The sequence below is a fragment of the Shewanella sp. N2AIL genome, assembly GCF_022690845.1.
GTDB classification, from domain to species: Bacteria; Pseudomonadota; Gammaproteobacteria; order Enterobacterales; family Shewanellaceae; genus Shewanella; species Shewanella baltica.
The window spans coordinates 1-12,933 of record NZ_JALBYT010000023.1 but is presented as its reverse complement, the minus strand read 5'-3'; the positions used below and the strand labels follow the sequence as shown (position 1 = coordinate 12,933).

At 44.7% G+C, this 12,933-nt stretch carries 10 protein-coding genes; 5 read left to right on the top strand and 5 right to left on the bottom strand.

Features of this window, described 5'->3' with window-relative positions; all coding sequences use genetic code 11:
• The first annotated feature begins 1,228 nt into the window (after positions 1-1,228).
• The 3 genes from MO387_RS14010 (at position 1,229) to MO387_RS14000 (ending at position 5,137) form a co-directional block, all read left to right on the top strand.
• A complete protein-coding gene (locus MO387_RS14010) occupies positions 1,229-2,518 on the top strand; it encodes an NCS2 family permease (protein ID WP_006083923.1) in 1,290 nt (429 codons plus the stop codon).
• A 210-nt stretch (positions 2,519-2,728) separates the two neighbouring features.
• Positions 2,729-3,847, top strand: a complete 1,119-nt coding sequence (gene proB / locus MO387_RS14005; RefSeq protein WP_107948827.1) for a glutamate 5-kinase — start codon at positions 2,729-2,731, stop codon at positions 3,845-3,847.
• Between the two features lie 12 nt (positions 3,848-3,859).
• Positions 3,860-5,137: a glutamate-5-semialdehyde dehydrogenase gene (locus MO387_RS14000; protein ID WP_107948825.1), complete on the top strand. Its 1,278-nt coding sequence runs from the start codon at positions 3,860-3,862 to the stop codon at positions 5,135-5,137.
• 132 nt (positions 5,138-5,269) lie between these two features.
• On the opposite strand, the gene MO387_RS13995 is transcribed toward MO387_RS14000, so the two are convergent.
• The 3 genes from MO387_RS13995 to MO387_RS13985 form a co-directional block, all read right to left on the bottom strand.
• Positions 5,270-5,572 (bottom strand): hypothetical protein, encoded by a 303-nt coding sequence (locus tag MO387_RS13995; protein ID WP_107948823.1) that lies wholly within the window; start codon positions 5,570-5,572, stop codon positions 5,270-5,272.
• Between the two features lie 201 nt (positions 5,573-5,773).
• Positions 5,774-6,250, bottom strand: coding sequence for a Cys-tRNA(Pro) deacylase (ybaK, locus tag MO387_RS13990; RefSeq protein WP_107948820.1), 477 nt, complete (start codon positions 6,248-6,250; stop codon positions 5,774-5,776).
• Between the two features lie 164 nt (positions 6,251-6,414).
• Positions 6,415-7,341, bottom strand: a complete 927-nt coding sequence (locus MO387_RS13985) for a DMT family transporter (protein ID WP_107948818.1) — start codon at positions 7,339-7,341, stop codon at positions 6,415-6,417.
• Between the two features lie 288 nt (positions 7,342-7,629).
• Between MO387_RS13985 and dnaK the strand changes: the two genes are divergently transcribed.
• Both dnaK and dnaJ read left to right on the top strand, forming a co-directional pair.
• On the top strand, positions 7,630-9,549 hold the full coding sequence (dnaK, locus tag MO387_RS13980) for a molecular chaperone DnaK (RefSeq protein ID WP_107948816.1): 1,920 nt from the start codon (positions 7,630-7,632) through the stop codon (positions 9,547-9,549).
• A 110-nt stretch (positions 9,550-9,659) separates the two neighbouring features.
• A complete protein-coding gene (gene dnaJ, locus MO387_RS13975; RefSeq protein ID WP_006082793.1) occupies positions 9,660-10,793 on the top strand; it encodes a molecular chaperone DnaJ in 1,134 nt (377 codons plus the stop codon).
• A gap of 420 nt (positions 10,794-11,213) precedes the next feature.
• Here the strand turns inward: dnaJ and MO387_RS13970 are convergent, their stop codons facing one another.
• Both MO387_RS13970 and MO387_RS13965 read right to left on the bottom strand, forming a co-directional pair.
• Positions 11,214-11,981 (bottom strand): ATP-binding protein, encoded by a 768-nt coding sequence (locus MO387_RS13970; RefSeq protein ID WP_107948814.1) that lies wholly within the window; start codon positions 11,979-11,981, stop codon positions 11,214-11,216.
• Complete coding sequence (locus MO387_RS13965) at positions 11,981-12,622, bottom strand: hypothetical protein (protein WP_107948812.1); 642 nt, start codon at positions 12,620-12,622, stop codon at positions 11,981-11,983. The genes MO387_RS13970 and MO387_RS13965 overlap by 1 nt, the downstream gene beginning before the upstream one ends.
• Positions 12,623-12,933: the final 311 nt, after the last annotated feature.

Here is a 12,933-nt window from a genome sequence, read left to right as displayed (position 1 = left end):
TAATTCTGTAATATCTTACTTATTAGATGCTTACAGGATTATTTCTGTTTTTCTGTGAAACAGATCGCCATTAACCCTACTATAATTGTGTAATTTAATTACATTAAAAAGCCTTAATTAAAAAAAATACAAATAAAGGTTGTAATAAAACTACAAAACCATATAATTGCTTTCGTGGATTAGGCGCTATGCCTTTCCTCTCTAGTCTATCCAGGATGGATATTTTTCTCCAAGGACCTGAGTGACAAGTCGTCTCAACGGATATGAGAATCTCTAGTTCCAGGGAACCGAGCCAAGCTTCACTAGAGTACTTAATCACAACTAATTTAGGAGTATTGACTATGTCTTATACAGGCAACAACCATTTTTATTGGCAGAACACTTGGTTTAACACTGATGTTTTGCGTGGCGGTTTATTCGCCATGAGCTTTAAGGCTTAACCCTCCTTAAAGTTTAGTTTCCATCATCCATCATCCATCAACCTTTGTATCGCCTTTTTTGGCGTGTTTAGACTCAAGTAGTATATCGATGTTTTTGCATGGATATGCCAGGTTTTTCCCGCTAGCGCGGTAATGTACTTCCCCGAAAGGGACGCTTGAAATATGTCTTTGCCTGCTCATTGAGCAGGCTTTTTTTTGCCTTTTTTTCGCTTAAGCGTTTAACTGTTTTACCAAATGGTAATGAGCATAAACGGTTAGTGTCAGAAGTGATAAAGCGCCTATTGTCAGCCCTCGCGCTTAATCGCCTCCTCAGAGGTGAGGGATTGCTTCTTTGATAAATGTGGCGTTGAGATTACTGGAGAAGAGGTTGAAGTGTATGTTGAGCCTGCGCCACTCTGGGATTATTGGTATGCACTGGGTGATCCTAAAAAATTCCAAGCGATCCTTTCATGCGCTACGTAAACGCTATTCGATGAAGTAGTTTGCTCAGGTGATAGCATTACCAATGCTAATAAATACAAGCTTAACTAAGTTGCTAAGCGCTAACTGACTCCGCATATTTATCATTTTATTGAACCGCACAGTCATGGCGAGGTTTCCATCATTTGCGTTCAGAATAAATCACTCGGCCGTTTACCGAATGATTTATGGTTACTTGTGTTTATCCCTTGCCAATTTTCTGGCCTGACCAGCCTAAACTCCCTATAATCGGCTGCAAATGTCATCACGCTACATAGTGTTTACATCTAACTACCCTACATACTTAAAATAAAAAGGAACCTTGTTCCATGTTAGAAAAACTGTTCAAACTGAAACAAAATCAAACGAGCCTCAAGCAGGAAGCGGTCGCAGGTTTGACAACATTTATGACGATGGCCTACATCATTTTTGTGAATCCAATGATGTTAGCCGATGCGGGCATGGACCATGGGGCTGTATTCGTCGCGACTTGTTTGGCTGCGGCTGTCGGCTGTTTAGTTATGGGCTTGATGGCGAATTATCCTATCGCACTTGCACCTGGGATGGGGCTGAACGCCTTCTTTACCTACACAGTTGTGGGTGAGATGGGTTACAGCTGGGAGACAGCACTTGGCGCGGTATTCCTGTCGGGTATTTGCTTTTTAATCTTATCTTTAGTGCGCATTCGAGAGTGGATTGTAAATAGCATTCCCATGTCGCTGCGTATTGGTATTGCCGCTGGTATTGGTCTGTTCCTTGCGCTGATCGGCCTTAAGAGTGCCGGTATTGTGGTGGCAAGCCCCGCAACCTTAGTGACCTTAGGCGATATCACCGCATTTCCGGCGGTCATGGCTGTGTTAGGTTTTTTCCTGATCATTGCTATGGTGCAACGTGGAATGAAGTCGGCGGTTATCCTAAGTATCTTGATTATCACAGGTTTGGGATTAGTGTTTGGTGATGTGCAGTATCACGGCATTGTGTCTATGCCGCCATCGATCATGCCAACCTTTTTGAAGATGGATTTATCCCAAGTCTTTGAAGTCAGCATGTTATCTGTGGTGTTTGCCTTCTTATTTGTCGACCTCTTCGATACCTCTGGCACTTTAGTTGCGGTTGCGCAGCGCGGTGGTTTCCTCGATGAGAAGGGCCGTTTACCGCGATTAAACCGTGCCTTAACTGCTGACAGTTTAGCGACCATTGCGGGCGCGGCTTTTGGTACATCGACGACCACAAGCTATATCGAAAGTACGGCGGGTGTGAGCGCGGGTGGTCGTACTGGTTTAACGGCAGTTGTAGTGGGATTACTCTTTATTGCTGCGTTATTCCTGTCGCCATTGGCGGGCATGATCCCAGCGTATGCGACGGCGGGCACACTGTTTTATGTGGCGATTCTGATGATGTCAGGACTCGTGCATGTCGAATGGGAAGATTTGACTGAAGCCGCACCGGTAGTCGTTGTATGTATTTTAATGCCGCTGACGTTTTCCATCGCCACAGGCATCGCCTTTGGGATGATCTCATACGCCGCAATCAAATTACTCACAGGTCGTTTTAGCGATCTCAATGTGGGCATTGTTGTCTTGGCTGCGCTGTTTGTGGCTAAGTTTATCTATGGCTAATCCTATCGATTAGTGACTCGTGCAGTGCGAGCTCGCAACGTAGATTGTCTACAATAGACAATATTTTTTGAGGGTCATCTCATCGATGGCCCTTTTTCATGCGTGATTCCAAGCAAAATCGAAAATTTATCTCGAGTTAATAACTCCTTGCTACCAATTACCCAGCGGATTAGGTATAAGGATTGTTCGGTTATTTTTTACAAATGAATAATGAACTTAAGTGAGATTGCGTATCGCCGCGTAGTAGTGAAATTGGGGACGAGTGTGCTGACCTCTGGCAGTAAACAGCTAGATAAAGCCCACATGGTTGAGCTTGCTCGTCAAATGGCCGCACTGATGAAGTCAGGGGTCGAAGTCGTATTATGCACTTCAGGGGCCATTGCCGCTGGGCGTGAACATCTCCAATACCCGACACTGCCCGACACTATGGCCAATAAGCAATTGTTAGCCGCTGTCGGGCAAAGTCAGTTGATCCTCGCTTGGTCACAACTCTTTAGTATTTATGGGCTGCATGTCGGCCAATTGCTGCTGACCCGTGCCGATTTGCAGGATAGGGAGCGTTACCTTAACGCCCGCGACACGCTTAATGCCTTGCTGGCCAATAATATTGTGCCCATCATCAATGAAAATGATGCCGTTGCCACCAATGAAATCAAAGTCGGTGATAACGACAATCTATCGGCCCGTGCCGCACTGTTGTGTGATGCCGATTTATTGATTTTATTGACGGATCAAAAGGGCTTATTCGATGCCGATCCGCGCACTAACCCGAATGCTAAGTTGATCTCCCAAGTCGTCAAGATTGACGACAGCCTACGTATGTTAGCGGGCGGTTCTGTTTCTGGTTTAGGTACGGGCGGAATGTCGACTAAATTGGAAGCGGCGGATATTGCTCGCCGTGCAGGCATCGAAGTGGTGATCGCCTCTGGCCATCACCCCGATGTGATCAAAAAAGTGGTGAGTAAGGAATCGGTTGGTACGCATTTTAGTGCGATTGAAAACCCGCTAGAAAGCCGTAAACAGTGGATTTTAGCCGGCCCTGCGACTCAAGGTTCTTTAGTACTCGATGCCGGTGCGGTCAAAGCTGTGACTGACAAGGGCCGCAGCTTATTGTCCAAAGGTATCGTCGGCGTTAAAGGCCAGTTTGAGCGCGGCGCTACGCTGCAATTAGTTGATCAAAAAGGTAAAGTGATTGCTAAAGGGATGACACGATACTGCGGCCAAGCCCTGAGTTTGATCGCGGGCAAGCATTCCGACGAGATCGAGTCTTTACTCGGTTACGATTATGGTGACGCAATCGTGCACCGCAACGACATGGTTGTCTTATAAGCGAGGTCTGTTTTGAGTCAAATTAATCAAGAACAGTATTTACAGCAACTTGGTAATAATGCCAAACAGGCAAGTTACGCCTTAGCCAATTTAACCGCTAGCCAAAAGGCTGACTTACTCGAAGCCATCGCCGATGCGCTGACGGAAAATACAGCCGCTATTTTAGCCGCGAATGCTAAAGATGTGGCCGCTGCTAGAGCCGATGGATTAACGGATGCGATGATCGACAGACTGTTGCTCGATGATGCGCGTCTGGCGGGCATTATCGGTGATATTAGCGATGTGATCCGTCTTGCCGATCCGGTAGGTGAAGAATTTGGCAGCAAGTTATTAGATAACGGTTTAAGGCTGACTCGCCGCCGAGTACCACTTGGGGTGATCGGTGTTATCTATGAGGCTCGGCCTAATGTCACTGTCGATATCGCGGTACTTGCCCTTAAAACCGGTAATGCGGTGATCCTCCGTGGCGGTAAAGAAACCCTAGCATCGAATAAACTCATTAGTGAGGTGATCCGCGGCGCGATTGTCGCCCAAGGTTTACCCATAGATGCGGTGCAATTTATTGATTCTTCAGACAGAGCTTTAGTGACAGGTTTACTTAAACTCGATCAATATGTCGACATGATAGTGCCGCGAGGCGGTCAAGCACTGCAGCGCTTATGTGCCGAGCAGGCGACCATTCCAGTGATTTTAGGCGGCATAGGTATTTGCCATTTATATGTCGATAAAAATGCCAATCTTGAACGGGCTCTCGAAGTGATCGCTAACGCCAAAGTGCAGCGTCCAACTGTGTGTAATGCGCTTGATACCTTGCTGGTGGATGAGCATGTGGCGAGCACCTTTGTGCCGCAAATTGCCGAGTATCTGCATCGTTTAGGCGTGCGTTTTTCAGTTTGTGACACAAGTTTTAGTTTGCTTGATGGTTTAGGGTTTGATGTGACGCTCGCTAAGGCTGAGGATTTTGGCATCGAATGGTTGTCGTTAACCTTAGGCATTAAAGTGGTGAGCGATATCGATGCTGCCGTTAGTCATATTCGCCAATATTCTAGCGGCCATTCGGAAGCGATTTTGACCGATGACATTCACGCTGCTGCGCATTTTATGAACCAAGTGGACTCAGCGGCTGTGTATGTGAATGCCAGTACGCGCTTTACCGATGGCGGTCAGTTTGGCCTTGGCGCCGAAGTCGCTGTGAGCACGCAAAAACTCCATGCTCGCGGCCCTATGGGGCTTGAGGCATTAACCACGTATAAGTGGCTAGCTTGGGGGGATTACACAAGCCGTGTTTAGTGGTTAAAAACCATAAAATTAAAGCCGTTAACGCATTACGTTGACGGCTTTTTTGTTTGCATAGTTTGATTGTATAGTTTGATTGTAAGTACCAATTTGCACTGTCTATTTATGGCAGTGTCTGTTTGCGCATTAATGGAGAAGCGGCGTATAAGTGGCAAGTAACCAGATACAGAAAAATAGCGTCGACATGACGGTAGTGAATCTACGAAAGGCCTTGATGTATTCCAAGGTATAAATAAAGTACTTTTCCTGCACTCTGCGGGTGAGTAAGACCGAGGGCAGCATAAAACTGCAATAGAGCATGACTACCATAGTGGTAAAACTGTTTCCCCAGAAATGCTCATAAATAAATAAGGCGATGCAGAGTAGCATGGCGCACCAGCTGATTGGGCTGATGCTATTTTCTGGGTTCCATTGGGTTGATTTTTCCATCTGACTATCCTTAGTCGATTTGTACCTCAGTACAATTTATAGACGGATATCTCGGCTTTATCAAACGCTTTCTATTGTATGCTCAGTACGCTGCTGTCGTTGGAGTCTTGTTCACCATTTATTCAACATGAGCGAATGTTGCATAAAGTGGAGTGACTTACTTAACGTCGAATAACTTGTGCTTAATGTGGCCTGAATAGCTTAAAGCGTCTTGATATCGGCAAATTCGCCTTTGCAAAGCAGGGCTAAGTCAGTGGCTGCTAAGCTTATCTCTAAACCGCGTCTACCCGCGCTGACATAAATCCTATCGAAACCTTGAGCGCTGGTATCAATTATGGTCGGTAACTGTTTTTTCTGCGCTAGCGGGCTAATGCCGCCAACCAGATAGCCCGATGATTTTTGCGCGAGTTCGGCATCGGCCATTTGCAGTTTCTTTTGTCCTAGGCATTTTGCCACGGCTTTTAGATTGAGCTGATGATCGACGGGCACGAGTGCGACGGCAATCGGCGCATGGGCTTTGTCGATGGCGACTAAAAGGGTTTTAAACACTTGTGCGGGTTCGAGTCCTAAGGTGTTGGCAGCTTCTTCGCCGTAGGCGGCGCAGTGTGGATCGTGGCTGTACTCTAGGATTTCAAACGCAATTTTGGCTTTTTTCGCCAATCGAACGGCCGGGGTCATTCTATACTCCTTCACAAAATGGGTGATATTAGCGCTTAATTTAGATGTAAAACGTTAGCCACTTCGGTTTTTACGTTCTTTAATTGGCTCATTACAGTGAGCCAAGTTTGTTTAAGGCGGCGACTCAGTGATGACTCTGCCATCACTCAGCTATCTCTCAACCATCATTCAGCTAGCTTTGGCTTTGGGCTTATTTTGCTTTTACGCTCGGTAAAACGGGGCCAAAGTTGTTGCAACATCATCCCTGATAAAATAAAGGCTAGACCGAGATAGGTCGCCATCGCGATCGTTTCCTGCAAAATCCACGCGATAAAACCAATCGACATTACAGGGGATAAAAACACCATAGTGCTGATGTTCGCGGTGCGAGTGGCGGTTTTCAGTGCCATTAACCAGAGCACGAAGGTAATGCCCATCTCAAACAAGCCCACATACATACCTGCAAATATTGCCTTAAGGCTAAAAATGGGCAGGGTATCTGTCAGTACTAAAGTGACGGCAATAAAAGGTAAGCCGATAAGAAAACTCAATAATAAACTCACCACGGGATCGCCTTGATCTTTGGTGTTGACGATCCAATATAGGCACCAGAGTAAGGTGCTGGTCAGCGCAAGGCCGATCCCGAGCGGGCTATCAAAACTAAAGCCGCTGATATCGCCGCCGGTGGCAATGATAAACACCCCAGTGTAGGCAATCAGCGCCGCAACAATGTCGCTCTTACGCAAATGTTGCTTTAACAAAGGCGCAGCCAGTAACGGCAGCAATACCGCCCAAGTGTAATTGAGTGACAAGGCTTGCTGCGCTGGCAGTAAGGAATACGCCTTAAACAGCACCACATAGTAAAGGAAGGGATTGATGAGCCCTGTAACTAGATAAAATGCAGGGCGGCGTAAAAACTGTTGCTTGAGTAAGGAAAGCTTTTTTTGCCAAGCCAGGATACCGCCAAGGGCAATAATCGACGTGAGCACGGCAACAAACACCAGTTGCAGTGGCGTGTAGTAACTCAAGGCAATCTTAAAGGCCGTGGCCACTGTAGACCAGAGGAAGACCGCCGCCATGCCATACACGTACGCTAAATTCGAAGACTTCACTCTGCTACCTTACCTGGATAAACATCCGCCCAATGTGGGCAGATTGAATAACAGCTTGGGTTGATAAGCAAGACTATTTTATGTGCTTGGATATTTTATCCCGCGGCAGATGAGAGAAAGATAAATCAGAAAATTTTTTTGTTCGCCCTTGTAATTAAATTCCCTGTCCCAATATAGGTATCAAGGCAGAGAAGGTGGCCAACGATGGACTTGATATTTCAACCGTCTAGCCCCATATCAAAACCAACTAAACAAATTTAGATTGAATGAAATTTTTCGGAGGACCTCATGGGTAAAATTATTGGTATCGACTTAGGCACAACAAACTCTTGTGTAGCTGTCCTCGATGGTGGCAAAGCACGTGTGTTAGAAAACGCTGAAGGCGATCGCACAACCCCGTCAATCATCGCATATACAGATGATGAAACCATTGTCGGTTCGCCAGCAAAACGTCAAGCTGTGACTAACCCAACTAACACATTCTTCGCGATTAAGCGTTTGATCGGTCGTCGCTTTAAAGATGACGAAGTCCAACGTGACGTGAACATCATGCCATTCAAAATCATTCAAGCCGACAACGGTGATGCATGGGTTGAATCGCGTGGCAACAAGATGGCTCCACCACAAGTTTCTGCAGAAATCTTGAAAAAGATGAAGAAAACCGCAGAAGACTTTTTAGGTGAAGAAGTAACAGAAGCGGTTATTACTGTTCCTGCATACTTCAACGATTCACAACGTCAAGCGACTAAAGATGCGGGTCGTATCGCAGGTCTTGATGTTAAACGTATTATCAACGAACCAACGGCAGCAGCATTAGCCTACGGTATTGATAAGAAACAAGGCGACAACATTGTTGCGGTATACGATTTAGGTGGTGGTACATTCGATATCTCTATCATCGAAATCGACAGCAACGATGGCGACCAAACATTTGAAGTGTTGGCAACCAACGGTGACACCCACTTAGGTGGTGAAGACTTTGACAACCGTTTGATCAACTACTTAGCTGACGAATTCAAGAAAGAGCAAGGCTTAGATCTGCGTAAAGATCCATTAGCAATGCAACGTCTGAAAGAAGCAGCTGAAAAAGCGAAAATTGAACTTTCAAGCACCAACCACACTGAAGTGAACCTGCCATACATCACGGCAGACGCAACAGGTCCTAAGCATTTAGTGATTAAAATCACTCGTGCTAAATTGGAATCGCTGGTTGAAGACTTGATTCTCCGTACATTAGAGCCACTGAAAGTTGCCCTGGCTGATGCAGATTTATCTGTAACAGACATCAACGAAGTGATTCTAGTGGGTGGTCAAACACGTATGCCTAAGGTTCAAGAAGCAGTGACAAACTTCTTCGGCAAAGAACCTCGTAAAGACGTGAACCCAGACGAAGCGGTAGCCGTAGGTGCTGCAATTCAAGCTGGCGTACTGTCAGGCGACGTGAAAGACGTATTACTGTTAGACGTAACACCACTGTCTCTTGGTATCGAAACCATGGGCAGCGTGATGACTAAGTTGATTGAGAAGAACACCACTATTCCTACTAAGGCGCAGCAAGTGTTCTCAACAGCCGATGACAACCAAAACGCAGTGACTATTCACGTACTGCAAGGTGAGCGTAAGCAAGCGAGCGCGAACAAGTCATTAGGTCAGTTCAACTTAGACGGTATTGAGCCAGCACAACGTGGCCAGCCACAAATTGAAGTGATGTTCGACATCGATGCCGACGGTATTCTGCATGTGTCTGCTACAGACAAGAAAACCGGCAAGAAACAAAACATCACCATCAAAGCATCTTCTGGCTTAAGCGAAGAAGAAGTGGCGCAAATGGTACGTGATGCCGAAGCTCACGCAGATGAAGACAAGAAGTTTGAAGAGTTAGTGCAATCACGCAACCAAGCTGACGGCTTAGTTCACGCAACTAAGAAACAAGTTGAAGAAGCGGGCGATGCACTGCCAAGCGAAGATAAAGAGAAAATCCAAGCTGCGATGGATGCTGTTGACACTGCTATCAAAGGCAATGACAAAGAAGCCATTGAAAAGGCAACTCAAGAACTGATCGAAGCATCTGCTAAGCTGATGGAAATCGCTCAAGCTAAGTCTCAAGCTCAAGGCGGCGACAATGCCGACGCGGGCAAACAGGCTAACGCTACTGCCGATGACGTTGTCGATGCTGAATTCGAAGAAGTGAAAGACGACAAGAAATAATGACTTGTCATCAATCAAATAGATTGATTTCAAAGCGTTAATTTCTAGGCGGGCGTTACGGGGCAACCCTAACGCCCGTTTGTTCAACACCAGCTGAGAAGCATGAGATTATGTCAAAGCGAGATTATTACGAAGTATTAGGTGTCAGTCGTGACACTAGCGAACGTGAAATTAAAAAGGCCTACAAACGTCTGGCCATGAAATTTCACCCAGATCGCAACCCAGGCGACAAAACCGCAGAAGCTAACTTTAAAGAAATTAAAGAAGCCTATGAGATCCTAACCGACGCCGACAAAAAAGCGGCCTATGACCAATTTGGTCACGCGGGTGTGGATCCTAATCGCGGTGGCGGTGGTTACGGTGGTGGTCAAGGCGATTTCGGCGATATTTTCGGTGATGTCTTTGGCGATATTTTCGGCGGTGGACGTCGTGGCGGTCAACGCCAAGCGGCCCGCGGCTCAGATTTACGTTACAACCTAGAGTTATCACTGGAAGAAGCCGTTAAAGGCTTAACCAAAGAACTGCGGATTCCAACACTGGCGACCTGCGATCTGTGTGAAGGCAGCGGCGCTAAAAAAGGCACCTCTGCAACCACCTGTGGCACCTGTCATGGTCAAGGCCAAGTGCAAATGCGCCAAGGTTTCTTTGCGGTGCAACAGCCTTGTCCAACCTGTCATGGCCGCGGCAAGATCATCAAAGATCCTTGCACTAAGTGTCATGGCGATGGCCGTGTTGAAAAGAGCAAAACCTTATCGGTTAAGATCCCAGCCGGCGTTGATACGGGTGACCGTATTCGTTTAGCGGGTGAAGGCGAAGCGGGTGAGTTTGGCGCGCCAGCAGGGGATTTATACGTTCAGGTCAGTGTGCGTGAGCATGCGATTTTTGTCCGTGATGGCAACAACCTTTACTGCGAAGTGCCGATATCCTTCAGTAAAGCGGCCCTAGGCGGTGAGATTGAAGTGCCAACACTGGATGGTAAAGTCAGCCTGAAGATCCCAGCCGAAACGCAAACGGGTCGTATGTTCCGTTTACGTGGCAAAGGCGTCAAGTCGGTTCGCAGCCATGCGGTAGGCGATTTGCTCTGCAAAGTGGTTATGGAAACCCCAGTTAACTTAAACGATCGTCAAAAAGAACTGTTACGCGAATTTGAAGCCACCTTAACCGGTGAGTCAAAGAAGCACAGCCCAAAGGCTGAGGGCTTTTTCGATGGCGTGAAAAAGTTCTTTCAAGATCTGAATAGCTAACTTGGTCTAGTGCGCAGCGCTTAGCTGCGCACTAGATGAAAAAAGCCCTGCAATGGTTAATCTTGCAGGGCTTTTTTATATTTGGATTTTGAATTTTTAAAATCTAAATCAAAGTCGTGGGGCTTCACCCCACACCCGACCAAGGAGGACTGCTCGTCCTATCCTCCTTGGATGCTCCATGACGCCCCTAACGGAGTTGAAAGCCCCTTGTGCTCATAACCAAATTTGCTACCGCTTCCGAAGGATGCGTCCCTGCACCTGCGAAAGCTAGCTTGCCATCCATGGCAAGACTCACGCAATTTGCCTATTCGCCCTGCGGCAACTCCGAGGGGATGGTGTATTCGTTTGGCTTTGATGTGATTGATTAATTATTAAAACTATGATTCTTTATTTTTTGTGGTTTACTCTTGGGTAAACTATCTATTTTATGTATTCTTTAGCAAGTGGGATTTTAAGTGTCATTTTAAATTTCGAGTACTTTACATTATTAAAAGAAAATGTTGAGGCATCAGAGTCTAATGTTAGGCGACCATCATGTAATTTGACAATCCTATCAGCAAAATAGAAGCCAATTCCTTTTCCATGAATGTTTAGTAATTTTGCATTCTTTCCTCTGTAGCCTTTAAGGAATAGTTTTTTTATTTCATCAGGTTGTACGTGAGGACCGAAAGAAGTAATTTCAACTTCTAAACTATCATTGTAAACAATAAATTTAGCCACAACATCCATTTCATTAGGTGAGTATTTTATAGCGTTATCTAGAAGCAAGAAAGGTAAAATGTCAATTAAACTTACAGCCATGATGCAAGGATGGCTTCTAATATCACTCTCTAATTTAACTTTAACCTTATGTTTTTTGCATGTGCTATTTAAAACACTTTTCGCACTAAAGAATTTATTGTACAAGTCAACTTCATACGGTATGGATTGTGAAAAAAAATCAGGATTTAGTTCATACTCAATAAAGTCTAATCGCGTTGTTGAAAGCTTTGTTAGAAAAGCTAAATTTTCAACATGTTTTCTAATTTCTTCGGCATGCTCTGAGCTGCAATTGAGTGGTTCTTTTTCGCCAATCACTGATGTACGGACCGATTGAGCAAGTCTAGAAGATGCTGTTATCATTGATTGATTAAAATATCTTAATTCATGCAGAGAATCATGTATAAGTTCTATATGTTCTTTATCCATTAAAATATCATCCCTGAGACAAAGTTTATCAACAATCCTTTTATAACATCAGAAGAGTGCTTTTCTACGAAAGACTTGAAACCTGAAGTATTACCAAGAGAAAGAGCTTTAATAAATTCTTGTTCAATCTTCCATACCTCAAATAAATCAATTCCCTTTTCTTCTATTAGGAATAATCTTATTCTGCGCCATCTTTCAACATCACTACCAACAGTTTTTATTGCATGGCTGACTGCAGATTTTAAAGCATCACCATCACCACGACTTATTTTCCTGTCAGCTCTAGATATCATGTCGGCGACTTTTAGGCTTGATGCATGTGATGATGCGACTATTACATATTTGTCAGGGTATAAATCTTTTATTTCTTTTACAATGTAAGCTCCTTCAGAAGTATCACCAAATTTTTTCCCTACACCTTGGATGTCACAAACTATTACTGCGAATGGTATAAGTTGGTCAAAAGAGTCTATATCTGTAAATTGAGTTACATTATATCCAGCGTTACGATAGGTTTCTAATTCAGGGAATGGTTCATCATCGACAATTGCAATGGAAATATTCCTTTTTAAAAAAGCCAGTTCTTTATTAACTTCAACACTAGATAAAGACTTCTTGTTGAAAAAGTATTTTATGTCCACAAGTTTTCCTATTGGGAATAGAAAGCATTTTTTATTATTGATGGAATATAACATATTTCAATATTAACTCTCACTTAAAAATTTATTTAATTTAGCCTATTTTGTTTTTATAAAAGATAGGACATGCATAACTCTTTTCATACGAATAGTTTATTGTAATGCCACAGAAGTTCACTGATCCCTGTGTAGTGGCACACTAATTTTGGCCACCTAAATAGAGGTGATATTATTGCCTCATAGATGACCTTAGGTGAACACATGAGATCGACAACCAGAAAAACATTTAGTGCTGAATTCAAACTTGAAGCAGC